We start from the raw sequence: 24020 nt of genomic DNA, 5'->3' as shown, positions 1-24020 counted from the left end.
GCCGTGACATCATGCCGTAAACGCCAGCGCCACCAAGGAGGCACAATGTCGGTCCTGTCCGGTTCCTCGATCCTCATCACTGGGGGGACGGGGTCTTTCGGAAAGGCCTTCCTGCGGCACGTCCTGGACGAGCTCGACCCGCGCCGGGTTGTGGTGTTCAGCCGCGACGAGCTCAAGCAGTACGAAGTCCGGAACATGTTCGGCAACGACCCCCGCCTGCGCTGGTTCATCGGCGACATCCGCGACCGTCACCGCCTCCACCGCGCGATGCACGGCATCGACTACGTCGTCCACGCCGCCGCGCTGAAGCAGGTCGACACCGCGGAGTACAACCCGTGGGAGTTCGTGCAGACCAACGTCGTGGGCTCGCAGAACGTCATCGAGACCTCCATCGACGCGGGCGTCAAGAGGGTCGTGGCCCTCTCCACCGACAAGGCCTCGAGCCCGATCAACCTCTACGGCGCCACGAAGCTGACCGCCGACAAGCTGTTCATCACCGGCAACCACTACGCCGCGGCCTACCCCACTCGCTTCGCCGTGGTCCGCTACGGCAACGTCATGGGCAGCCGTGGCTCGGTCATCCCGTTCTTCCGCAAGCTCGGCGAGGCCGGTGAGTCCCTGCCGATCACCGACCTGCGCTGCACCCGCTTCTTCATCACGCTGCCCCAGGCCGTGGACTTCGTCGTCGACTCCTTCGAGATGATGCAGGGCGGCGAGCTCTACGTCCCGCGCATCCCGTCGATGAAGATCACCGACCTCGCGCAGGCCATCGCCCCCGGCGCCGCGATGCACGACGCTGGCCTGCGCCCCGGCGAGAAGCTCCACGAGGAGATGATCTCCCCGGAGGAGGGGCGCCGGGCCCTGCGCATCGGCGACCGCTACGTGCTCCAGCCCGACCTGGCCTCGTGGGGCTACGAGCCGCCCGCCGACGGTGTGCCGGTGCCGGAGGGCTTCGCCTACCGCTCCGACCTCAACGACCAGTGGTTCACGCGCGAGGAGATCGCCAAGATCATCGAGACGGAACTCTGACCTTGCTGCCCTACGGACGCCAGTCGGTCGACGAGTCCGACATCGAGGCGGTCGCCCAGGTCCTGCGTGGTGACTGGCTCACCACCGGACCGGCGGTCGCCCAGTTCGAGCAGGACCTGACCAAGGTCTCCGGCGCCGTCGACGCGGTGTCGGTCACCTCCGGGACCGCTGCGCTGCACGTGGCCTACGCCGCGCTCGGCCTGGGCCAGGGCGACGAGGTCGTCACCACTCCCCTGACCTTCGTGGCCACGGCCAGCTGCGCCGCGATCCTGGGCGCCCGGGTCGTCTTCGCGGACGTCAGCGAGGACACCGGCAACCTCGACCCCGAGGCGGCGGCTGCTGCCGTCACCCCGCGGACCCGGGCCATCACCGGCGTCGACTACGCCGGGCACCCGATCGACGCCCCGGCCCTGCTCGACCTGGCCCACCGCCACGACGCGGTCCTGGTCGAGGACGCCGCGCACTCCATCGGCGGGTCCCTCGACGGCCGACCGGTGGGCTCCCTGGCGGACCTGACGACGTTCTCGTTCTTCCCAACCAAGAACCTCACCACGGCCGAGGGCGGTGCCGTCGTGGGCACCGACCCCGAGCTCGTCGCCCGGGCGCGGACCTTCCGCACCATCGGCCTCGTCCGCGACCCCGAGCGGCTGCGCTACCCCGACGAGGGCCCGTGGCACCAGGAGGTCCACGAGTTCGGCCTCAACTACCGCCTGCCCGACCTGCTCTGCGCGCTCGGCTCGAGCCAGCTGCAGCGCTTGGAGCGGTTCAAGGCCCGCCGCGACGAGATCACCGCGCGCTACAACGCCGGGCTCGCGGACGTCGAGGGGCTGCGGCTGCCGGGCCGCCGTGAGGGCGCCGACCCGACGTGGCACCTCTACCCGCTGCGGGTGCTCGAGGGCCGTCGCCGGGCGCTGTTCGACCACCTGCGGGACGCCGGGATCGGCGTCCAGGTCAACTACATCCCGGTCTACTGGCACCCGGTCTTCGAGGACCTGGGCTACCAGCGGGGCATGTGCCCGGTCGCCGAGGAGTACTACTCCCAGGAGATCTCGCTGCCCCTGTTCCCCGACCTGACCGACGGGGACGTGGACCGGGTCGTCGACCTGGTGCGCGGCTTCCTGCACGCGTGAGCGCGGTGTCCGGTTCCGGAGCCGGCGCCGCCGCCAGCCGGGGCGTCCTGGGACGCGGGTCGATCTACACCCTGGGCACGGCCGCCCCGATCCTGGCCAACGTCGCGGTCGTCCCCGTGGTCACCCGCATGCTCGGTGCGGAGGCCTACGGCGTCGTGGCCACCGCGGTCGTCGTGATCCAGGTGGCGATGATGCTCGGCAGCTTCGGTATGCCGTCCGTGATCACCCGCCAGGGCATCCTCACCAGCTCGGGGGTGCCGGGCGCCCGGGCCCTGCTGGTGCGCGGCTCGCTGATGACGATGGGGCTGACGGCCGTCGTGCTGCTCGCGGCGCCGTGGTGGACGGGGATGCTCGCCGAGCCGCTGCGGGTCGCGATCCCCCTGGCCCTGGTGGCCGGTGCCTTCTTCGTCGTGGTGGAGAACGCCCAGTCCCTGCTGCGCGTGCTGGACCGCCCCGGCGCCTTCGCGGCCCTGTCGGCGGCCGCGACGCTCGGCGGCCCCGCGCTCGGGCTGGCGCTGCTGGTGCCCGACCGCTCACCGGAGCGCTACCTCGTCGGCGTCGCCGCGGGATACGCGGTGGCCGCCCTCGGCGGCCTGGTGCTGTGCCTGCGCGGCGGCCGGGTCCAGCGTGAGCGCGGTGACACCCGCGCGGCCCTGCGGATCGGGCTGCCGGTCATCCCGCACCTCGTCGCCCTGTTCCTCGCCAACGGCGCCCTGGTCTTCCTCGCCGGCCAGCTCTACGGCATCGCGGCCGCGGGCCGGCTGCAGCTGGCCCTCCTCGTCGGCAGCTCACCGGGGGTGATCACCTCGGCGCTGAACAACTCGTGGGCCCCGATCGTCTATCGCACACCGGAAAACGAGCGCGGCGCCGTGCTCGCGCACACGGCCCGCGACATCGGCACCCTGGCGGCGTTCGTGGCCGGCGGCGTGGCGACCCTGTCGCCGTGGCTGCTGCGCCTCGTGGCGAACGCGCCCTTCGCCCCCGACGAGCTCGTCCCCGCGGTCGCGATCGTCACGTTCGGGACGGTGGTCTCGGTGGCCTACCTGGCCAACGTCCACCTCGTCTTCGCCTCCGGCCGCTCGCTGGGCCTGTCCGTGGTCACCCCGTGCAGCCTGCTGGTCGGCCTCCTGGTCGCCCTGGCCGTCGGCCGCAGCGACCTGGTCCTGCTCGCCGTCGGCTTCCCCGCGACGTACGCCTCCCTGGCGGTCGGCACCGCGGTGCTCCGGCGCCGCGTCGGCAGCACCCGGTGGAACGAGCGGGTCCTGGTGCTGCCGTTCCTCGTCGGCGCGGTGCTGTGCGCCGCCGGGTCGCTGCTGCCCGTCACCGGGCTGCCCAGCCTGAGCCGCCTGCTGGTCGCGGGCGCGGCCGGGGTCGGGACGTTGTGGCTGGGCCGCCGGGTGATCCGGGGCTGATCCGGCGTTTGGCCTTGTGCCCCGGCGGGTCATCGGCAACGGTGGGCGCCATGGAACCTCCCGCCCGCGTGGGCCGCACCAGCCAGGAAGACCTCTGGGCCGGCGACTTCGGCCGCGACTACATGACCCGCAACCGCGGCGACGCCCTCGTCCAGAGCAACCGCGAGCTGTTCCGCAAGGTGCTCGAGCGCACCGGCCCGCTGGCATCGGTCGTCGAGCTCGGCGCCAACATCGGCAACAACCTGCGGGCGCTGCGCGGCCTGCTGCCCGACGCCGACCTGCACTCGGTCGAGATCAACCCCGACGCCGCCGCGGAGGTCGAGGCCTGGGGTGGGGCGACCGTCCAGGTCGGGTCGCTGCTCGACGTCGAGCTCGACGGGCAGTGGGACCTGGCCTTCACCAAGGGGGTGCTCATCCACCTGCCCCCGGACCACCTCGAGGACGTCTACCGCACGCTCGTGGAGGCCAGCCGCCGGTTCGTCCTCGTCTGCGAGTACTACAACCCGACGCCGGTGGAGGTGCTCTACCGGGGCCACGAGCACGCGCTGTTCAAGCGGGACTTCGCCGGCGAGATCCTCGACCGCTTCCCCGACCTGCGGCTGGTCGACTACGGCTTCACCTACCACCGCGACCCGCAGTTCCCGCTGGACGACTCCACGTGGTTCCTCATGGAGAAGACCGGGTCCTGACGCCGTCGAGGGGTCTGTCCGGGCCGCACGTGGCCGGGGCAGACCCCTTGCAGCGTGGTCAGGCGCCGGGCGTCGTGCCCGGGCGCAGCGGCTCGGGCAGCGGGTGCACCGGCGGCAGGGTGCGCTCGAGCCGCGAGGGCAGGTGCTCGAACGGGTGCCGCAGCCACGCCCCGGCGCCGAGGCCGGCCTCGAGGCCCTGACCGCCGCTGACCCGCTCCCGGACACCGAGGACGCGCAGGGCCTTCTCCACCGGGCCGCGCAGCCAGTAGTCCGCGCCGGCGCCCAGGCTCACCGGGTGGTCCCAGCCCAGCAGGGCCTTGAGCTCGGCGGGCTGGCGCACGCTGGCGGCGCCGAGCTCGCGGCGGGCGATCTGTGTGGTCACCGCGGTGTCGGTCTGCTCTCCGTGGAACTCGGGCCAGCGCTCCCGGACGGCCTCGTAGGCCTCCCGGTCGCCGCCGGTGATCGTGAACGGGTCGCCGTAGACGGCGACGGGGATGCCCAGGGCCGCGGCATACAGGACGGCCGTGGAGAGCCGGTTGGACACGACGCGCCCGGCGGAGGTGAACAGGCTCATCTGGCGGGGCAGAAAGGCCACGTCCTGCCGGGCGCCCGAGGAGACGACCTCGTGGCCGGCCGAGCGCCAGCCGCCGACGATGTCGGGGTCGCCGAGGTCCTCGTGGTGCACCGAGACGAGCACGCTGCCCTCCTGCTCCCGCACCTGCTGCGCGAGGCGGGCGTGGTCGCCCTGCCAGCGCATCACCCGGGTGCCGTGGACCGGGAGCACGACCGTCGGGGCGTCGCCCCCGCGCGGCGCCGGCGACCCGGCGAGCCGGTGCAGGTAGAGCCAGGGGGCGCCCAGGGCAACCGTCTCGGACGGCTCCTGCGCGGGGTCCCACGCCCGCGACTCGTGCGACCACACGAACAGGCGCCGGTTGCCGCGCCCGTCGACCCAGGGGAAGTCACCGAAGTTGGCGGACACCGGCGAGATGAGCGTCCACCCGTGCTGCAGCAGGCCGCGCATGTGCCGGGGGCGGCGCAGCCCGCAGTACTCCGCGAGCACGGCGCTGTGGCTGTAGAAGTGGTTCTGGGTGTCCACGGGCGGATCTCCTGGCCGTCGTCGGGGTCGTGCGCTGGTCGTGTCGTGCGGGGTCAGGCGGTGCGGGCGCGGGCGAGGACCTGCAGGTAGCGGTCGGTGAGGACCTCCCAGTCCCACGGCGCGAGGCTCTGCAGGGTCGCGGCGGGGCTCGGGGCCAGCAGCTCGCGACGGACCTCGGTCAGCAGGGTCTGCTCGTCGCCGGGGGTCACGACCGCCAGCGGTGCGCCGGCATCGCGCAGCATGCGCGCCCCGGCCACGTCGTAGGAGACCACGCGCGCACCCGCGGCCAGGGCCTCGATCTGCGTGGTCTGGAAGCCCTCAGCGGCCGTGGTGGGGTTGACGTAGACGCCGCCGTGCAGGCGCCGGGCCAGCTCCGCGTGGTCGACCATGCCGAGCACCTGGACCACCCCGCCGAGGTCGTGGCGCCGCACCTCGGCCTCCACCTCGGCACGACGGGGGCCGTCACCGGCCAGGACCGCGGTGAGGCCGGGCACCTCGCCGGCGAGCCGGGCCGCCACGTCCAGGAAGGCGCGCCAGCCCTTCTCGTCGACCAGCCGGCCGACGAAGACCAGCCTCGGCGCCGGCTCGACGGGGTCGGCGCCGCGCCAGGCGGCGACGTCCACCCCGTTGCCGAACACCTCGGCCTCCCGCCCGGAGAGGCGGCGCACGAAGTCGGCGACGCGGTCGGACACGGCCAGCACCTCGGTGGCGCCGCGCAGCACGGCGCGGCCCATCGTCCGGTCCACGGTCAGGGCCCCGGCGTTGACGACCGCGGAGGGCGTGCGCACGTGGTCCGACCCGTGCTCGGTGTGCACGAGGGGCACCCCGGCCCGCCGGGCGAGGCGCAGGCCGAGCCAGGACATGGGGAAGAAGCGGGTGTGCGTGGAGACGTGGGTGACACCGTCGGCCAGGCTTCCGGCGAGCCTGCGCCAGGCCAGCGGCTCGGGCAGGGCGAGCACGTCGCCGACGTCGAGGCGGCGTCGCAGCGTGTGCACGAGCACGCCGTCGTCGTCGCGGACGCCGTCCTCATCGCCCAGGCACACCACGGTCGCGGCGGCCCCACGGGCCACCAGCCGGTGGGCCAGGGAGGAGACGTGCTGCTCGACGCCACCGCGGTGCGGCGGGTAGTTCGTCACGACGAACAGGACGTGGGGGTGCCCACCGCTCATCGCAGGAGCCCCCCGGGCGAGCGGTCTTCGCGGATGTGCACACGGTCTCCAGGTCGGGGTCGGGGCCCGGTCACCGGCACCCGGTCTTGTGACGACGTCACTCTACTGACCCGCCGGTACGCCCCGAGCCGCGCACCGAGCCGTCCGCCGGCCGCACCCGGGGCCTCGCGCCGTGGCCGGCGGACCTAGACTGCCCTGCGTGGAGGAGTCAGGAAGCGGCGTGGACGACACCTGGGTTGTCATACCCCTGTACAACGAGGAGGAGGTCATCGCCGACGTCGTACGCGACGTGCGCGCGGCCTTCCCGCAGGTGGTCTGCGTGGACGACGGGAGCCGTGACCGCTCCGCGGACATCGCCGAGCAGGCCGGCGCCCGGGTGGTCCGCCACCCGGTCAACCTCGGCCAGGGCGCGGCGCTGCAGACCGGCTTCGACTACGCCTTGAGCGACCCGGCGATGCGCTTCGTGGTCACCTTCGACGCCGACGGGCAGCACCAGGTCTCCGACGCCGAGGCGATGGTGACCCGGCTGCGTGCCGGCGAGGCCGAGGCGGTGTTCGGCTCGCGGTTCCTCGACGAGCGCACCCAGCCGAGCCTGGCCAAGAAGCTCGTGCTGCGGGCGGCCGTCGGCTACACCAACATGACGACCCGCACCCGCCTGACCGACGCCCACAACGGCCTCCGCGCGATCTCCCGGCCGGTGCTGGAGCAGGTGCAGATCACCCAGAACCGCATGGCGCACGCCTCCGAGCTGGTGGCCCAGATCGGCGCCACGGGCTGCCGCTACGTCGAGGAGCCCGTCCACATCCTCTACACCGACTACTCCCGCTCCAAGGGGCAGTCGCTGTGGAACTCCATCAACATCCTGGCCGAGCTGATCCTGCGATGACCCGCCCGACCGTCTCGTCCCGGGGAGTGCTCCGATGACCATCCTGTTGATCCAGGTCCTGCTCATCGCCGTGGTGATCGTGGTCGCGGCCCGGCTGCTGCGCGGACAGGGCGCCCGCACCCAGGCGATCCGCCGCCTCGGCCTGCTCGTGTTCGCCGCGTTCGCGGTGTGGTCGATCCTCGTGCCCGGCGTCTGGACCCGCATCGCCCACGTGGTCGGCGTCGGCCGCGGCACCGACCTGGTCCTCTATGCCCTCGTCGTGGCGTTCCTCAGCTTCACGCTGACCACCTACCTGCGCTTCCGCGACTTCGAGGCGCGCTACACCAAGCTGGCCCGCCGCCTCGCGCTCGACGAGGCCCGCGCCGCCAGCCCGGAGCACCAGGACTGAGTCCGCACGCCGGTATGCCGTGTGCCCGGTACCCAGGGTCGCGGCACCCGCGGCTCACGCCACTCAGGCAGGTTCGGGGGCGATCCGCGCGATGTGCTCGATCAGGGCCGTGGTGGACACCGAGGGCGTGCGCGGGAAGTAGACGACCTCGCAGATGTCGCTGAGGAAGTCGAACTTGCCCTCCCAGTCGTTGCCCATCGCCAGCACGTCGGCCTGGAACTGCGTGACGTAGTCGCGCTTGAGCTCCAGGCTCTCCTCGACGAAGACCTCGTCGACCATCTTCAGGTTGCCGACGATCTCCAGCCGCTCCTCCTGGGAGAACACGGGGGCGCGACCCTTCTTGCTGATGTTCAGCTCGTCGGCCGAGACCCCGACCACGAGCCGGTCGCCCAGTGCAGCCGCACGCTGCAGCACCCGGATGTGCCCGACGTGCAGCACGTCGAAGGTGCCGAAGGTGATCACCGTGCGCTTGCTCAAGGACTCGCTCCCATCGCCTCGGGGCCGACGTCCGCCCGAGGCGCGGAACATCAAAGAAACCTGAACGCCGAGCCTACCGTCAGGTGAACGGGCGACGTCCGTTGCCCGTCTGCCCCGAGGTTCAGTCGACCTGAACGCGCCCGAGCGCGGCCAGGGCCGCGTCAACCACGGACTGGCGGGCCAGCCCGGCGCCGTCGCTGGGGCGGCCCCCGTGCAGCAGCGCGTCGGCCAGGGCCTGCGCGTCCAGGGCAGCGAGCTCGACGCCCACGGGCCGGGCGACGAGGTCGCTGGCCACGACCCGGGCGCCCATGGCCAGGGCCTCGCGGACGATGACCGAGTCGCCGTCCCAGGTGGTCGGGCGCAGGAAGGCCGCCGAGCGGGCCAGAGCCGCGGAGACCTCCGCGGCCGAGAGGTTCATCGACACCTCGACCCAGTCCAGGCCCTCGACCTCGCGGCGCAGCGCCGCCATGTGCGGGCCGTCCTGGTCGTAGGCGAGGACCCACAGCCGCAGCCCGGGGCGCTCGGCCCGGGCCCGGCGCACGGCCTCGACCGCCAGCGAGGCGTTGTAGTGGGCCAGCCCCGAGTTGGTGGCCACGGTGACCAGGTCGGGGTCGCGCGCCACCGGCTCGGCCGAGGTGAGGCGGGAGGGGACGAACGGCGACACGACGACGACCCGGTCACGCAGCCGCTCCGGCAGCACCTCGCGGATCTCGTCGTTGACCGCCCAGATCTCGTCGTAGGCGGCCAGGCTGCTGCGCAGCAGCCGCGAGCGCCAGGCCGGCATGGACTCGACCTGACGGCGGGTGGAGCCGGAGTGCAGGACCACGACGGTCCGCCCCGGCAGCACCGCGAAGACCGGGGCCAGCACGATCGCCCGCCACAGACGGGTGATGTGGAACAGGTGCAGCGCGCGCCGGGCCCGCAGCGCGGGCACCACCCGGGCGGCGCGGGGCGCCGAACCGGTGTCGACCTGGTGCATCGTCACGCCGGCGTCGACGAGCCCCGCGGTGAGGTCGTGGACGCTACGGGTCACTCCCCCGACCGGGCCGGGCACCTGGGCCCACTGGAACACGTGCACGCTCTGGTCCGCCACGGCTCAGTCCAGCCGGGAGCTGGTCAACACGCCCACGAGGTGGCCGCCGGCGGTGACGAGCGCCAGCGGGACCATGACGAGGGCGAGCGCGTGGGTGCCGGCCAGGTCTCCGGCGAGCACGTCGACGACTCCCGCCACCAGCGTCAGCAGGGAGAACTCGAAGGCCACGAACGCCCGGAAGACCGGCACGTAGCCGAACACCCGCCGGACCCGCGCAACGCCGGAGACCTTGGAGCGCGTGGTGGCCGCGACGTCGTCGAGCAGCGGCCGGCCGGTCTTGGCGCGAGCCACCACCACCAGGTCGGTCAGCGCCTTGTTGACGAGCACGATGACGCTGGTGAGCAGGCCCAGGACGGTCCAGCCGCCGACGTCCAGCGGGTGCACGAGCGTCCAGCCGTCGGCGCGCAGGCCCAGCGCCGCGGGCAGCGCGGCCTCGGTGACGTAGTGGCAGACGCGGTCGAGGTAGATCCCGGCCGGGGAGAAGCGCTGACGCCAGCGGGCGACCTCGCCGTCGCTGCAGTCCAGCACGATCTGCAGCTGCATCGCGAGGACCGCCAGGACCGGGCCGAGGAGCCCGGGCAGCGGCAGGGCGAGCGGGCCGACGACGCCGAGGACGATCATCAACCAGGTCACCCCGTTGGGGCTGATCCCGGTGGGCAGCAGCAGCCTGGTGGTGCGGATGCTCAGGTGCCGGACGTAGAGGCCCCCGGACCAGTGCTCGGCGTTGTAGCGGGCGATGTGCGCCTCGGGCTGCGCCACGGCCTTGAGCTGCGCCAGCGTGGGGTGGTTGTCCAGCGGGTCGTGGTTCAGGGTCCTGCTCATGCGGCCGCTCCGCGGATCCACCGGCGCCAGCCGGCCGTCGACTCGGTCAGGTAGAGGGCGGCCAGCCAGAGGGCCCCGACGACCAGCAGCGGCTCCAGGGCGCCGGGCCCCCACGTGGCGACGGCCAGCACGAGGATGACCCGCCCGTCCACGCCCAGGCCGAGCACCGACAGCCACGGCGCGGGCGCCTCCCCGGTGTCGCGCAGCCGGTAGACGGTGTCGTAGCGGTGGTAGGCCACGGCCGCGAGGAACGCGAACACGACGCCCAGCTCGCGCACCGGGAGCTGGTCCCGGGCCACGACCGCGACGACCACGACCTCGGCCACCCACAGCAGCCAGGGCAGCTGCCAGCCCAGGGTGTGCCGGATCGGCGGCCGGGTGGCCGCGCCGATGGCCAGCGCGGCGGCCACCGCCGCGACGAGCCCGACCCACAGCTGGTCGGACCGGGCGCCGACGACGACCGCGACGAGCAGGAGGGCACCGGCCACCGGGGTCGCGAGGAAGGGCAGCCGCAGCACCCGGCCCCCCAGGCGGGCCACCGGCCCGAGGTCGGTCTGGTGGTCCAGGTGCCCCCACGCCGTTCCGGACGGCTGCAGCGCGGGGACGCCGTCGCGGCCGGTCAGCGCCTTGAGCGTCCGCCCGCCGATGGTCCACACCATGGCCGCACCGACCGAGACGATGATCGCCCAGAGCACGACCTGCGGGCTGAACGTCAGCAGCGCCAGCGAGATCACGAGGTAGCGCTCCGCGATGGGCATGTGCATGACCTTCTTGGCCCAGTGGATGCGCCACCAGCGGGCGGAGGGCTCGGGTGCGAAGTCCGTGCGCGCGTCCTGCGGCCCGAGGTCGCGCGGCGCGACCAGCGGTATGCCGTCCGGCCGGCTCACCCGGGTGGGGGCGAGCCGGTGGTCGTAGGCGTAGTCCTCGAGGTGGCGCAGGGTCACCAGGGCCATCGCCGCGGTGGCCACCAGCCACAGTTCGGCTCCGTGGCGCACCCCGACGTAGGCGCAGGCGGCGAAGACGGAGTACTCCTTGACCCGGTCCCCCACCGCGTCGAGCCAGGCGCCGAGCGCGCTGAAGCGCCGCGTGAAGCGCGCGATCTCCCCGTCCACGCAGTCGATGACGAGCGCGAGCTGGACCAGGACGGCTGCGGCGACCCACGCCCAGCGGTTGTCGGTGACGACGAGCAGGGCCGCGACGACCCCGACGGCCAGGCTGGTGACGGTCACCGCGTTGGGCGACCAGCCCAGCCGCAGCCCGACCCCGGTGAGGCGGCGCGAGAGGGGGCGCACGGCATACGTGGAGACGAAGCCGTCGCCGCCGCGGGAGGCGCCGCGCAGCCGCTGCCGCCAGGGGCTGCCGGCCGCGCCGCGGGCGCTCACGGGGCCGCGGGACCAGGTGAACGGTCCCATGGCCACCGACTGCACGCGGACCTGGTCGCGCACGAGGGCCAGGACCGCGAGCGCGAAGCCGTCGACGTCCCAGCCCGCGGCCTCCGCCGACGCCGCACGCCAGGTGCGCGCGGCCAGGAGGCGGTCGGCGGGGTCGACGCGCAGCAGCCCGGGCAGTGCCCGGTTGGGTCGGGTCACCTCGTGGACGGCGGTGCCGACCGACTCGACCAGCTTGCCGTCGCCGCCGACGCGGGCGCGGACGGCCACGGCACGGCCGCTCTCGAGCACCTCGGGGGCGGCGGTGAGCACCCCGGTGCGCACGCCGGGCTTGTCGAGCAGGTCCAGCACGGCGGGCAGGCTCAGCTGCAGGTCCGCGGCCGCCACGACGAGCACCTCGGCGGGGTCGGACTCGGCCAGGTCGGCCAGCTGCTCGAGCACCTCGGCGGCCGACCCGGTGATGACCGTGGCGGCGCCGTGCACCCCGGCGCCGGCGAGCTCGCCGCGCAGGCCAGCGGCGTCGCACGACCCGAGCAGGGCCAGGTCGGCACCGGCGGAGAGCCCGTGGACGGCACGCGCCGCCTCGTTGCCGACCGTGGCGGCCGGGTCCGGGCTCACCGTGCGGCGTCCACGTCCGCGTTGTAGCGGTCCAGGACGTCCTCCATCGGGGCGTCCATGACGAGCTCGCCCTGGTTGAGGTAGAGGCCCCGCGTGCCGAAGCGCCGCAGGTCGTTCTCGTTGTGGGACACCAGGAACAGCGTGCGCCCACCCTCCAGGAGGGTCTCCATGCGCTTGTAGCACTTCTCCTTGAAGTTGCGGTCGCCGACGGCCAGCACCTCGTCGACGAGCACGATCGGCTCGTCGAGGGTCGTGATCACCGAGAAGCCGAGGCGCACCTGCATGCCCGAGGAGAAGTGGCGGTAGGGGGTGTCGAGCGCCTCGCGGACCTGCGGCCCCGCGAAGTCGACGATGTCGTCGAAGCGCTCGTCGACCTGGTCGCGGGACAGCCCGTGCAGGCCGGCGGTCAGGTAGATGTTCTCGCGTGCCGACAGCTCGCCGATGAAGCCACCGGTGAGCTCGATCAGCGGGGCGACGCCACCGCTGACGGTCACCGTGCCGGTGTCGGGGATGAGCACCCCGGCGATCATCTTCAGCAGCGTGCTCTTGCCACCACCGTTGGCGCCGACGAGGCCGACCGCCTCGCCCTCCTTGACCTCGAAGTTGACGTCCTTGAGCGCCCAGAACGTCTCCCTGGGCGCACTGTTGCGCTGGTGGAAGATCATCTCGCGCAGCTGCATCTTGCGCCGGCGCGAACGGTAGAACTCGATGCCGAGGTTCTCGGCCTTGATCACCACGGACATGGCTCAGATCTCCTTGAGCACGGCGCGCTCGAGTCGGGCGAAGACGATCGCGCCCGCGGCGATGATCAGCACCGTCACGGCGGACCCGACGGCCACGGACTCCCAGTTGACCTCTCGGGCGAACAGCCCGGCACGGTAGAGCTCCATCACACCCGTCATTGGGTTGAGCTCCAGCAGCACCCGCACCCGTTTGGGAGCCGCGTGCACGCCGTAGATCACCGGTGTGAGGTAGAAGAACATGCGCAGGAAGATCCGCACGACGCGCTGGGTGTCGGTCACCAGCGCGGTCACCGGCGCGAGCAGCAGCCCGATGCCGACGAGCAGGAAGAACTGCAGCACGAAACCCACCGGGATGAACAGCAGGCCCCAGCTGACGTGGGTCTGGCCCTTGACGATGTAGAAGAGGGTGAAGCCGGCGAGCACGGGCAGGGACAGCAGGAACTCGATGCCCTTGGCGATGACGACCCGCACGACCCACAGCTCGCGCGGCAGGTTCGTCGAGCGGACCAGCTTGGCCTCGGCGAGCAGCGCGCGGGAGGTGTCGGTCAGCGACCCGGAGAACCACTGCCAGGCCAGCAGGCCGGCGATGAGGAACAGGATGTAGGGCTGCTCGCCGATCTTGCGGGCCTTGAAGATGAAGGTGAAGACGAAGAAGTAGACCCCGGCCATGGCCAGCGGGTCCAGGATCGTCCACAGGTAGCCGAGGACGCTACGGGAGTAGCGGACCTTGAGGTCACGGACCACCAGGGTCCACAACACCTGCCGGCGGGCCATGACCGCGCCGGTGCGGGTGAGGAGCGTCATTCGTTCGTTGCCTGTCGTTCCGGGGAGCGGCGGGGGTCCGTCTCCGTGCTCAGGGTGCCAGCAGCGCGGCTGGCGCCGGCGACCGAGGGTACGCCAACCGGAGGTGGGGCGGCAGCCTGCGTCCGGGCCGGGGACCGCCGCGGACGGGGGGCCGCTCCGACGCGCCGCCACCGGTCCTCCGGCAGCAGCAGCCTGGCCGCGCGCACCGGGGCCCGGCGCAGGACCTGGGGCCAGGAGGCCAGCCCGAGCTCGCGCTCCAGCCGGTAGACGGCGAGGTCGTCACGCACCCGCTGCCAGCCCGAACGGGTGTCAGGGGCCCACACGCGCGGCCCGCGACGCCCCCGGACCGCGGTGACCAGGTCCTCCATGCGCCCCGCCGCCGCGAGCTCGACGTACAGGCGCAGCGTGGGCGGCAGCCTCCGCCGGCGCTCCTCGCTCACGGCTCCGAGGAGGTGCTCGCAGAAGGACAGGTATGCCGCGCGGAAGGTCTCGTCCCCCTCCGGCAGGGCCGCGGTGTAGAGCGGCAGGTCCACCCGCAGCACCTTGTCGTCGTGGGCGACGCGCAGGTCGTGCAGCTGGTGCTGCTCCAGGAAGCGGTCGACCGCGGCGACGGCGGCGAACCGGTCGCGCAGGTTGTCGACCTCGTAGCGGCGCTGGGTGATCGACAGGCCGGCGGTGCGGGCCCGCCACGCGTAGACCGGCTCGTGCACCACGGCGACGGGACCGGCCAGGCAGTACGCGGGGATGGTCAGCGGCAGGTCCTCGTAGAGCACGCCCTCGGGGAACTCCAGGTCGTGCTCGCGCAGGAAGTCGCGCCGGTAGACCTTGTTCCACGCCGTCGTGTCGTAGACCAGCGCGGGGTCGCGCGTGACGTCGGCCACGTCGCCGAGGTGGTCCAGCGCCTGGGCGTGCAGGGCGGAGACCCAGGTGCGGCGGCCGTCGGTGCGCAGCACCGGGCCGGTGGCCACGGCATACCCGCGGGACTGCGCGGCGGCTACCAGCGCGCGGTAGCCGGGCAGGAGGACGTCGTCGCCGTCCACGAAGCCGACCAGGTCGGCCGTGGCCAGCCGCAGGCCGGCGTTGCGGGCGGCGCCGAGGCCGGCGTTGGGCTGGTGGACGACCCGCCAGCCGGGGCGCCCCTGCGCCAGCTCGTCGCAGAGCCGGCCGCTGGCGTCGGTCGACCCGTCGTCGACCAGGATCACCTCGGTGCCCTCGGGCACCTGCTCGGCGACGGACCGCAGGCACTCGCCGATCCACGGCTCGACGTCATGCACGGCGACGATGACGCTGAGGGCGGGTGGCATCCCGCAACCGTACCGCCCGGCTGAGGCTCCCTCAGACGCCGCAGCGGGCGGCCGGTTCGGACCACCGGAGGCCGCCCGGCCCGCTGTTAGCATCGGGCCGTTCGCCGTCCCGGCACGGCACCACGACCTGAAGATGGAGTCCGTGCAGTGGTGATGTGGTTCGAGGCGCTGCCGACGTTCCTGATGCTGGCGGCCGTCGTGCTGCTCCCGGGGCTCGCCGTCGGCTACGCCCTCGGCCTGCGCGGCCTGTCCGCCTGGGGCATGGCCCCGCCCCTGAGCGTCACGGTCGTCAGCGTCGGCGCGGTCGTCGCCGCCCTGGCCGGCCTCCGGTGGAACCTCGTGGTGCTGCTCGCGGCGACGCTGGTGGCGGCGAGTGCCGCAGCCGTGCTGGCCCTGGTCCTGCACCTTCGGGTGTGGCGACACCGGCACGTCGACAGCGCCCGGGTCCGGTTGGCCGGCCTGGGCGGCTTCGCCATCGGTGCGACCCTGCAGTCGGTGGCGCTGGTGCGCGGGATCGGCGCGGCCAACTCGGTCTCCAACAGCCCCGACGTCATCTTCCACCTCATCCGGCTGCGCACCATGCTGGAGACCGGCAACGTCTCCTCGGTCGCCGGCGGCTTCTACCCCAGCGCGTTCCACGGTGTCGTGGCCAGCGCGGTCCAGGTGGCCCCGGTCTCGCTCGTGGTCGCCGCCAACCTCGGTGCCCTGCTGACCGCCGCGGTGATCTGGCCGCTGGGCTGTGTCGCGCTGGCACGCCAGGTCTTCGGACCGCACCCGCTGGCGCTGCTCGCCACCGGCCTGTGCTCGTCGGCGTTCGTCGCGTTCCCCGCCTTCCTGCTCGGCTGGGGCGTCTTGTGGCCCAACGCGATCGGACTCTCCCTGGTCCCTGGTGCCCTGGCGATGGCGGTCGCCACGGTGCGGCCGGTCGCCCAGACCGGCGTGCGCCGCCGGACGGCCGGCATCGCCCTGGCGATGGCGGTGCCCGGCGTCTTCCTGGCCCACCCCAACGCCATGCTCAGCCTGGCGCTCCTGGTGCTGACCGTGCTGGCCGCGGCCGCGATCCAGGTGATGGTCGAGGGCCCACAGGAGCAGCGCCGGCGCGCCGCACTGGGGCTGACCAGCCTCGTCGTGGTCTCCCTCGCGGCCGTGGTCGTGCTGCCCCGGATCTCCTCGCGGGTGGCCGCGGTGTCCGCCTACGACTGGAAGCCCACCGAGTCGGTGGGCGGCGCGGGCCTCGACATGCTCCTGAACGCGCCCCACGACGGCCCGTTCCTGGTCGGCCTGTCCGTGTTCGTCGTGCTGGGGGCCGTCGTCGCGGTCACCCGCCAGCGCCGGCTGCTGTGGGCCGTCGTGAGCTTCGTGCTCTTCTCCGTCCTCTACGTCCTGGCCGCCGCGATCGGCACGCCGCTGACCCAGCTGTTCACCGGCTACTGGTACAACGACTCGGTCCGGATCGCGGCGTCCAACGCCATCCCCGGCACGGTGCTCGCCGTCGCCGGGCTCGGCCTGCTCCACCGGGGGCTGAACCGGCTCCTCGCCCGCCGCTCCGGCCTGTCGGCCACCACGCGTCCCTCGCGCCTGCAGACGGTCGGCGTCCCGGCCCTGCTCGCCGTGCTCTTCCTCGGGGCGACGGTGGGCGCCTCCCACCGTGCCCAGGCCCAGCTGGTCGACCACTACTACCACCCGCACACCCAGGCCCGTCGCCTCGTCAGCGCCGCTCAGCTGGACGCGCTGCAGCGCCTGGCGCGCAGCATCCCGCGGGACACGGTCGTCGCGGGCATCCCGGCCAACGGCTCGCCCCTGCTCTACGCCCTGTCCGACCGCAAGGTCTACTACACGACGCTGTCGCCGCTGAAGGACGCCGACCACCTCACCGTGGGCCGCTACCTCGACCAGGTCAGCAGCCGCCCGGACGTCTGTGCGGCCTTGAAGCGCAACAACATCGGCTACGCCGTGACCGGCAGGTGGACGTTCTGGGCCGAGAAGATCACCCACCAGGACACCTACGGCATGATCCGCCTGGCCGGCCGGCCCGGCTTCGAGCGCGTGGCCTCCGAGGGGGGTTACAACCTCTACCGCATCACCGCCTGCGGCCGGCCGTGACGCTCCAGCCGTGGGTCGACGCGCTGCCCGGGTTCGGCGTCGTCGTCGCGGTCCTCCTCGTCCCGGGACTGCTGGTCGCCTGGGCCGTGGGCCTGCGTGGCGTGACCGCCTGGGGGGCCTCCCCCACGCTGTCGGTGACCGTGCTGACCCTGGGCGGCATCGTCGCGTCGCGCTCCGGGACGCGCTGGAGCACCGGCGTCGCCGTCGGCGCGACCGTGGTGGCGGTGCTGCTCGCGGGCGCGGTCGGCCTCGCCCTGCGCGCGCGGCGCTCCAGCCGTCCGTCGCCGGAGCGCACCGGCGTGCGCCTCGCGGCAGCGGGGTCGGCCCTCCTGGGCGCAGTGATGTCGCTGGCCAGCTCGGTGCCCGGCATGGGGACCCCGGACAACCTGGTCGACAGCCCCGACGTGGTCTTCCACCTCAACCGCGTGCGCTCCATGCTCAGCAGCGGGGACACCTCGTCGCTGGGGGCCACCGGCTTCTATCCCAGCGGGTTCCACGACCTGGCGGTGACCGCGCTGCAGCTGCACCCGATGCCGCTGGTCACGGCGGCCAACATGGTGGTGCTCGCGGTGACCGCGGTGGCCTGGCCGCTGGGGTGCCTGGCCATGGCGAGGCACGTCTTCGGGCCCCGGCCCGCGGCCCTCGTGGCGACGGCCGTGTGCTCGGCCTCGTTCGTCGCGTTCCCCAGCTACCTGCTCGGCTGGGGCGTCGTCTGGGCCCAGGTGGTGGGCATCTGCCTCGTCCCGGGGACCTTCGCCCTCGTGCTCGCGGCGACCACGCGGCATACCGGGGAGGCCGTGGTGGGCCGCGACGTGGCTGTGACCGCCCTGGTGCTCGCCCTGCCGGGACAGTTCTTCGGCCATCCCACCGGCATCGTGACCGTGGCGGGGCTGGCGGCGAGCCTGGGGGTGGCCGCGCTGCTGCGCGTGGCCCTGGAGCAGCCGGGACGGCCCCGCCGGCGGGCCCTGGCCGCGCTGGCGGTGGCGGTGACCCTCTCCCTCGTCCTGGCCGCGGTGCTGCCGCTGGTCTCCCGGCGCATCGCCTTCCTGTCCTCGTTCTCGTGGGCGCCCTACGAGAGCGTCCCGCAGGCCGTGCTGGCCGCGCTCCTGCACGCCCCGCACTTCCAGCCCCGGCTCTGGGTGCTCTCCGCGGTCGTCCTGCTCGGCGTGGTCGCTGCGGTGCGCCGCCTCCACGCCGCACTCTGGGCCGCGGTGGGGTTCGTGGTCTTCGCGACGCTGTATGTGCTCGCGGCCGCCGTCAACAGCACCTTCACCGCCATCTTCACCGGCTTCTGGTACAACGACGCCGTGCGGGTCGCGGCCTCCGTGCCGGTCCCGGCGGTGGTGCTCGCGGTCGCCGGCCTGGGCGCCCTGGCCCGGGCCGCCAGCCAGCTCGTGGCCCGGCTCTCCTCCAGCCGGCCGGCGACGCGCGGGGTGGGGGCGCTGCTGGTGCCCGCACTGGTGGGGGCGCTCTTCCTCGTGGGCACCGGCTTCAACGACCAGGCCGCCAAGGTCGCCCTCGTCAGCAACTACTACCAGCCGCCGCAGCGGGGACGGCAGCTGGCGAACGCCGACGAGCTGGCCGACCTCAGGACCCTGGCCCTGATGACTCCCCCGGACGCCGGGATCGCCGGCGTGGCGGCCAACGGCTCCTCGCTCGTCTACGCTCTGACCGGCCGGCGCAGCCTGTTCACCACGCTGTCACCGGTGCGCGGCGGGGACGTCCAGACCATCGCCGGGGGCCTGGACCACGTGGCCTCGCGGCCCGACGTGTGCGCCGCGCTCGAGCGCCAGCAGATCGGCTGGGCGATCACCGGCAAGGCCTACTACTGGGCCCGAAGCGGCAACGACGACATCGACCGGGGCATGGTGGTCCTGGCCGGCCGGCCCGGGCTGGAGAGGGTCGCGAGGCAGGGCCGGTTCGTGCTCTACAAGATCACCGCCTGCGGCGGCACGCTATGACCCTCCCGGTCAGGCCCTGACCGCCACCTCGGCATCACGGCGGCGCAGCAGCCAGTCCGTCCTCGGCTCGATGACCGGGCGCAGCACCCGTTGGGTCCACGGCGAACACAGCGCCGCCGTCAGGGCGACGCAACCAGCCAGGAACAGCGCGTAGCGCGGCGGCGAGTTGAACCACGCGTGGACCGCGGTCCACTTGAAGCCCCAGGCGATGAAGCCGTGCAACAGGTAGCCGTAGAGCGACCCCCGCCCGAGGGCGGACATCCAGCTGTGCGCGGGCGGGGTGAGCGCCAGCACGGCGGCCGAGGTGGCGAACGCCAGCACCATGAGGATCGACCGGATGGCGATGCCCTTGACGGTGGTGGTGTGCATGCTGGCGTACGAGCGGTCCCAGAACATCCAGTGCACGCCGAGCTTGTCGGCGGCCACGGCGGAGACCGGCCACGCGGCGACGAGCACGGCGACGGCCGCCACCCGCGCGGGCAGGCGGCGCAGCACCTCGAGGTGCTCGCGGCGGATCACCAGGCCGAGCACGAAGAACGGCAGGAACGACAGCACGCGGTCCATGGACATCAGGTGGCTGACGCCGGCGATGGCGCCGGTGCCCAGCGACACGAGGATGCTGATCGGCAGGATCCAGCGGATCCGCAGCAGGTAGGGCGTCATGAGCCGCCACACGATCATCGCGGCGAGGAACCACATCAGCCAGGCCGGCCACAACGGCGCCCACCGGACCATCTGGCCGTGGCGCAGCAGCGGGTCGCCGAGCTGGTAGAGCGTCTGGAAGATGAGGTAGGGCACCAGGACCCGCGTGACCAAGCCGCGCGCCCGGGAGTCGTTGACCACCAGGCTGCGCGAGAAGAAGCCGGTGACCATGACGAACGCCGGCATGTGGAACAGGTGGATCCAGTAGAACAGCACGTGCATGGTCCGGCTGCCGGACAGCAACGGCCACATGAAGTGGTCCATCACCACGAAGGCCAGCAGCACGAACCGGACGTTGTCCAGCCACGCGTCGCGCTGCCTGGGTGCCGGTGCACCCGGGGCGCTCGGGGCCGTCCCGCGCGCCGGGGCGGCGTCGGCGGTGTCGCGCCCCAGGGCGGGGGCCGCATCGGTGGTGTCAGTCACGCTGCTCCGTCCGTCGGGCCGTGGGAGTGGCGCGGTCTGAGTCCCAGTCCTGGGACAGCTCGCGGTCCTCGTCACCGTCGTCCACGGTCCCGCCGTCGAAGGAGGCGTCCTCCTCCATCTCCATGCCCGGGTCCGGCTCCTCCTGCCCACGCTCGTCGGCCTCGCGGTGGGCCGACTCCCACGCGGCCTCCTTCGCCCGGTCGGCCGCCGCGTCCCAGGCCTTGTCGCCGACGGCGGCCGCGGCTGCGGCCAGCGCCTCCGGGATCTGCGAGGGACGCGGGGCGACCGTGCGCTCGGCGAGCGGCTGGATCGGCAGCATGCCCTCACCGAGGAAGATGTGGCGCACCACCCGCTCGGCGGCGCGGCCGTCGTCGTACTCGCAGAAGGCCTCGCGGAAGCGGGCCCGGAGCGCGGCGGACTCGGCGTCGTCGTAGCGGCCGCTGCGCAGCAGCTCGGCGAGGTCCTCCTGCTCGGTGGAGACGTGGCCCGGCGGGAGCTCCATGAGGTCGAAGTAGACGCCGCGCACGTCGCGGTAGGTCTCCCAGTCCGGGGCGAAGATGACCTGCGGGCGGTCCAGGTTGGCGTAGTCGAACATGATGCTCGAGTAGTCCGTGACCAGGACGTCGGCGGCCAGCATCAGGTCCTCGACGCTGTCGACCCGGGAGACGTTGAGCAGCTGCTTGCGGCGCTCGAGCTCGGAGTGCTCGGTGTCCCAGTCGTAGAAATAGTGGGCCCGGACCAGCACGACGAAGTCCTCGCCCAGCTGCTCGGCCAGGCGCACCGGGTCGGCGCGCAGGGTGAAGTCGAGGTCGTGGTCCCGGTGGGTGGGGGCGTAGAGGACGGCGCGCTTGTCCGTCGGGATGCCCAGGCGCGCCCGGGCGGCGGCGACGTCCGCCTCGGTGGCGTTGACCAGCACGTCGTTGCGCGGGTAGCCGGACTCGACCGTCTCGTAGTTGCTGGGGATCGCCCGCTGCCACACCACGCTGGAGAAGCGGTTGGACGTCAGGTTGTAGTCCCAGCGGTCGCTGCGCATGAGCAGGTCCTCGAAGACGAGGTTGCCGATGGCGGCGGGGTGCTTCATCAGGTCGATGCCCATGTGCTTCAGCGGCGTGCCGTGCTGGGTCTGGATGTGCACCTGGCCGGGGCGCTTGATGACCTGGTCGGGGAAGTTGACGTTGTTGACCAGGTAGGTCGCCCGGGCCATGAGCGACCAGTAGCGCCGGCTGCCCGGGATGACGTAGTCCACGCCCGGCGGGAGCGAGTCGACGTTCTTCTCCCGCACCACCCAGACGCCGTGGATGTGTGGGGCGAGCTCGCGCATCGCCTCGTAGATGGCCTTCGGGGAGCATGCGTAGCCGCGGTTCCAGTACGCCGCGAACACGGCGAGGTTGGGGTCCAGGTCGACGGTGGCGACCTCGCGGCGGTACTCCAGGCGCTTGACCAGCTTCTTGCCGCGCGAGGCGACCTTGCGCGCGTCCTTCGTCGACTTCTTGAGCTTCTTCTTGCCGGTCGAGGCCGTGTTGTTGACGACCCGCAGCGCCCGGAAGCCGGCGTAGTTGTCCTTCTTGAGCATCGCGAGCAGCTGGTCCTGGCGGGGGCTGCCCATCGACTCGGTGCCGTCACTGAACCGGCGGGCGTGCTCGGAGGCGGCGTGGAAGAAGTCGGCGCGGGCGTCGTCCGGCACGCGCTTGGGGTGGCGCAGCACCGTCATGTACTGCGCGATCATCTGCTGGTAGACCCGCGGCCGCCAGTGCGCCAGGTCGGGGCGGCCGTCCAGGAAGTCGAAGATGCGCTCCCACTGGGCGAAGGCCTCGAAGTGGCGGCGCGACTGGGTGCCGAGGATGTTGCCGTGCCGGCGCTGGCGGTAGTGCACGGTCACGACGGGCAGGGTCGAGATCGACTTGGCCGTCAGCAGCGCCTTGTAGGTCCAGGGCGTGTCCTCGTAGTAGCCGGGCGGGAACAGCAGCTCCTCGCGTTCGAGGAAGTCACGACGGCTGACCTTGTTCCACGCCACGTGCAGCAGGTCGAACAGCTCGGGGTGCTCCTCGGTCGTGAACGCCGGGCCCTGCGAGAGCTCGTCCAGCAGCTCGTGCATGAGGTTGCGCTGGACCTTGCCCCACCAGTAGGTGCGGGCGTGGTCGACGATGAGCAACTCGGGGTTGCGGGCCTTCTCCAGCTGCTCCGCGATCGCCAGGAGGCTGCCCGGGGTGAGCGAGTCGTCGCTGTCGAGGAACATGACGTAGCGGCCGGTGGCGTGCTCCAGGCCGGCGTTGCGGGCCGGGCCGAGGCCGACGTTCTGCTCGAGGTGGACCACCCGCAGCCGCTCGTCGCGGGCAGCGCGCTCGTCGAGCATCGCCGGGGAGTGGTCCGGGGACCGGTCGTCGACGGCGATGACCTCGAGGTCCTCGAAGCCCTGGCCGAGGACCGAGTCCAGGCACTCCTCCAGGTAGGCCTGGACGTTGTAGACGGGGATGATCACGGAGAGCAGCGGCACCCGTTGACTGTAGCCAACCTGTGAGTCTGCTCTGAAAGGGTCGGGGCGCGGCGCGTCCGCGCTCACGCCTCCTCGATCCGCACCCGGCTGCTGAGGAACCCCCACCCCCAGGACAGGTGCATCGTGGGGATGATCACAGGAAGCAGGAGGCGTTCGCGCCAGCCGATGCCCGCACGGATGGCCAGGCCACCGACCGTGGTCAGGACGAGGTAGGCCAGCGGGACCAGCCAGGCAGCCGGCCAGGCGAGGCCGGTCACGGCGCCGAAGATCATCCCCGCCAGGGCCAGGGGCGGCGCCAGGTATCGCGCGTTGATCGTGCCGCTGTGGGTGCGGGCCACCACGCGGCGCCACCGGCCGTAGTCCCGGTACTGCCGGGCCAGCGCGGCCAGGGACGGGCGGGGCCGGTAGGACACCCGCAGCAGCGGGGAGAACCAGACGAGCCCGCCGGCCTCCCGGATGCGGTGGTTGAGCTCCCAGTCCTGGGCGCGCACGAACCTCGGGTCGTAGCCGCCCATCCGGTCCAGCCACTCCCGGCGGAACACGCCGAGGTAGACGGTGTCGGCGGGGCCGGGCTCGCCACCGGTGTGGAATCGGGAGGCGCCGACGCCGAGGCGGGAGGTCATCGCCGCAGCGACAGCGCGTTCGAACGTCGTCACGCCCTCGGCGTCCATGAGGCCGCCGACGTTGGCCGCGCCGGTGTCCTCGAGCAGCTCGACGGCGGTGCGCACGTAGTCACGGTCGAGCACGCCGTGGCCGTCGACCCGGACGACGATGTCGGAGCGGCTCGCGCCCAGTGCGGCGTTGAGCGCCTCCGGGGTCCGGCCGCTGGGGTTGGCCACCGTGTGCACCCGCGGGTCGGCCTCCGCGAGCGCCGCCGCGATCTCGTCGGTCCGGTCCCGGCTCGGGCCCAGGGCCAGCACCACCTCCACCGGGCCGGCGTAGTCCTGGCCGAGGACGGCGGCGACCGCCTCCTCGAGATGACGCTCCTCGTTGAGGATCGGCATCACCACCGAGACCGCCGGCAGCGAGGTGGCCGGGGCGGGTGTGGGCTCCGGGACCGAAGTGAGCTCCGGTGCGGAGGTGGACTCCGGGACAGGCATGGTCAGGGAAGGGTCCTCAGCGTGCTGGTCGTCGGCGGGCCGGGTCAGGGTACCGCTGACCCGGCCCCGCGCTCGCGCGGCGTTGCCCCTTCCCCAGCAGGAGGCTCTACCCTCATGGCGTGCCTGAGGACTACGACCCGACACGATCGCGCCAGATCCCGATCCACGGGGACGATGACGTCGTCACCG

General features: G+C 72.9%; 20 protein-coding genes. 8 read left to right on the top strand and 12 right to left on the bottom strand.

Annotation, left to right across the window (positions count from 1 at the left end; genetic code table 11):
- The first annotated feature begins 45 nt into the window (after nt 1-45).
- The 4 genes from pseB to VF825_RS15385 are packed head-to-tail and all read left to right on the top strand — an operon-like array spanning nt 46 to nt 4260.
- Nucleotides 46-1029, top strand: coding sequence for a UDP-N-acetylglucosamine 4,6-dehydratase (inverting) (gene pseB / locus VF825_RS15400; protein ID WP_331114876.1), 984 nt, complete (start codon nt 46-48; stop codon nt 1027-1029).
- Nucleotides 1030-1031: 2 nt separating this feature from the next.
- Nucleotides 1032-2159, top strand: coding sequence for a DegT/DnrJ/EryC1/StrS family aminotransferase (locus tag VF825_RS15395; protein ID WP_331114874.1), 1128 nt, complete (start codon nt 1032-1034; stop codon nt 2157-2159).
- The gene (locus VF825_RS15390; protein ID WP_331114872.1) at nt 2156-3571 is read left to right on the top strand and encodes a lipopolysaccharide biosynthesis protein; all 1416 of its coding nucleotides are present in this window, start codon (nt 2156-2158) and stop codon (nt 3569-3571) included. The genes VF825_RS15395 and VF825_RS15390 overlap by 4 nt, the downstream gene beginning before the upstream one ends.
- A gap of 50 nt (nt 3572-3621) precedes the next feature.
- On the top strand, nt 3622-4260 hold the full coding sequence (locus VF825_RS15385; protein WP_331114870.1) for a pseudaminic acid biosynthesis-associated methylase: 639 nt from the start codon (nt 3622-3624) through the stop codon (nt 4258-4260).
- A 58-nt stretch (nt 4261-4318) separates the two neighbouring features.
- On the opposite strand, the gene VF825_RS15380 is transcribed toward VF825_RS15385, so the two are convergent.
- Nucleotides 4319-5356 carry a hypothetical protein gene (locus tag VF825_RS15380; protein WP_331114868.1) on the bottom strand — a complete coding sequence of 346 codons (1038 nt, stop codon included), beginning with the start codon at nt 5354-5356 and terminating at the stop codon, nt 4319-4321.
- A gap of 53 nt (nt 5357-5409) precedes the next feature.
- Nucleotides 5410-6525 (bottom strand): glycosyltransferase family 4 protein, encoded by a 1116-nt coding sequence (locus VF825_RS15375; RefSeq protein ID WP_331114866.1) that lies wholly within the window; start codon nt 6523-6525, stop codon nt 5410-5412.
- A 199-nt stretch (nt 6526-6724) separates the two neighbouring features.
- On the opposite strand from VF825_RS15375, the gene VF825_RS15370 reads away from it, so the two are divergent.
- Together VF825_RS15370 and VF825_RS15365 are read left to right on the top strand one after the other, a co-directional pair.
- Nucleotides 6725-7411: a glycosyltransferase family 2 protein gene (locus VF825_RS15370; RefSeq protein ID WP_331114864.1), complete on the top strand. Its 687-nt coding sequence runs from the start codon at nt 6725-6727 to the stop codon at nt 7409-7411.
- Nucleotides 7412-7445: 34 nt separating this feature from the next.
- Nucleotides 7446-7799 (top strand): DUF2304 domain-containing protein, encoded by a 354-nt coding sequence (locus VF825_RS15365; protein WP_331114862.1) that lies wholly within the window; start codon nt 7446-7448, stop codon nt 7797-7799.
- 63 nt (nt 7800-7862) lie between these two features.
- On the opposite strand, the gene VF825_RS15360 is transcribed toward VF825_RS15365, so the two are convergent.
- The 7 genes from VF825_RS15360 to VF825_RS15330 form a co-directional block, all read right to left on the bottom strand.
- Complete coding sequence (locus VF825_RS15360; RefSeq protein WP_331114860.1) at nt 7863-8276, bottom strand: adenylyltransferase/cytidyltransferase family protein; 414 nt, start codon at nt 8274-8276, stop codon at nt 7863-7865.
- Nucleotides 8277-8397: 121 nt separating this feature from the next.
- Complete coding sequence (locus VF825_RS15355; RefSeq protein ID WP_331114858.1) at nt 8398-9369, bottom strand: glycosyltransferase; 972 nt, start codon at nt 9367-9369, stop codon at nt 8398-8400.
- A gap of 3 nt (nt 9370-9372) precedes the next feature.
- Nucleotides 9373-10191 (bottom strand): CDP-alcohol phosphatidyltransferase family protein, encoded by an 819-nt coding sequence (locus tag VF825_RS15350; protein WP_331114856.1) that lies wholly within the window; start codon nt 10189-10191, stop codon nt 9373-9375.
- Entirely contained in the window at nt 10188-12197 is a 2010-nt protein-coding gene (locus VF825_RS15345; RefSeq protein ID WP_331114854.1) for a DUF5941 domain-containing protein, read from the bottom strand. Before VF825_RS15345 ends, VF825_RS15350 begins: the two co-directional genes overlap by 4 nt.
- The gene (locus tag VF825_RS15340) at nt 12194-12940 is read right to left on the bottom strand and encodes an ABC transporter ATP-binding protein (RefSeq protein WP_331114852.1); all 747 of its coding nucleotides are present in this window, start codon (nt 12938-12940) and stop codon (nt 12194-12196) included. Before VF825_RS15340 ends, VF825_RS15345 begins: the two co-directional genes overlap by 4 nt.
- Before the next feature lie 3 nt (nt 12941-12943).
- Nucleotides 12944-13744, bottom strand: a complete 801-nt coding sequence (locus VF825_RS15335; protein ID WP_331114850.1) for an ABC transporter permease — start codon at nt 13742-13744, stop codon at nt 12944-12946.
- Complete coding sequence (locus VF825_RS15330) at nt 13741-15048, bottom strand: glycosyltransferase family 2 protein (RefSeq protein ID WP_331114848.1); 1308 nt, start codon at nt 15046-15048, stop codon at nt 13741-13743. The genes VF825_RS15335 and VF825_RS15330 overlap by 4 nt, the downstream gene beginning before the upstream one ends.
- A gap of 153 nt (nt 15049-15201) precedes the next feature.
- Between VF825_RS15330 and VF825_RS15325 the strand changes: the two genes are divergently transcribed.
- Both VF825_RS15325 and VF825_RS15320 read left to right on the top strand, forming a co-directional pair.
- The gene (locus VF825_RS15325; RefSeq protein WP_331114878.1) at nt 15202-17151 is read left to right on the top strand and encodes a DUF6541 family protein; all 1950 of its coding nucleotides are present in this window, start codon (nt 15202-15204) and stop codon (nt 17149-17151) included.
- On the top strand, nt 17148-19112 hold the full coding sequence (locus tag VF825_RS15320) for a DUF6541 family protein (RefSeq protein WP_331114845.1): 1965 nt from the start codon (nt 17148-17150) through the stop codon (nt 19110-19112). The genes VF825_RS15325 and VF825_RS15320 overlap by 4 nt, the downstream gene beginning before the upstream one ends.
- 9 nt (nt 19113-19121) lie before the next feature.
- On the opposite strand, the gene VF825_RS15315 is transcribed toward VF825_RS15320, so the two are convergent.
- The 3 genes from VF825_RS15315 to VF825_RS15305 form a co-directional block, all read right to left on the bottom strand.
- Nucleotides 19122-20237, bottom strand: a complete 1116-nt coding sequence (locus tag VF825_RS15315) for an acyltransferase family protein (protein ID WP_331114843.1) — start codon at nt 20235-20237, stop codon at nt 19122-19124.
- Nucleotides 20230-22731: a bifunctional glycosyltransferase/CDP-glycerol:glycerophosphate glycerophosphotransferase gene (locus VF825_RS15310; protein WP_331114841.1), complete on the bottom strand. Its 2502-nt coding sequence runs from the start codon at nt 22729-22731 to the stop codon at nt 20230-20232. The genes VF825_RS15315 and VF825_RS15310 overlap by 8 nt, the downstream gene beginning before the upstream one ends.
- Before the next feature lie 62 nt (nt 22732-22793).
- Complete coding sequence (locus VF825_RS15305) at nt 22794-23831, bottom strand: glycosyltransferase family 2 protein (RefSeq protein WP_331114839.1); 1038 nt, start codon at nt 23829-23831, stop codon at nt 22794-22796.
- Nucleotides 23832-24020 lie beyond the last annotated feature (189 nt).

Source organism: Oryzihumus sp., assembly GCF_036391795.1.
GTDB lineage: Bacteria > Actinomycetota > Actinomycetes > Actinomycetales > Dermatophilaceae > Oryzihumus.
Note: the sequence above shows the minus strand (reverse complement) of the source record. Positions and strands in the feature narration are given on the sequence as shown.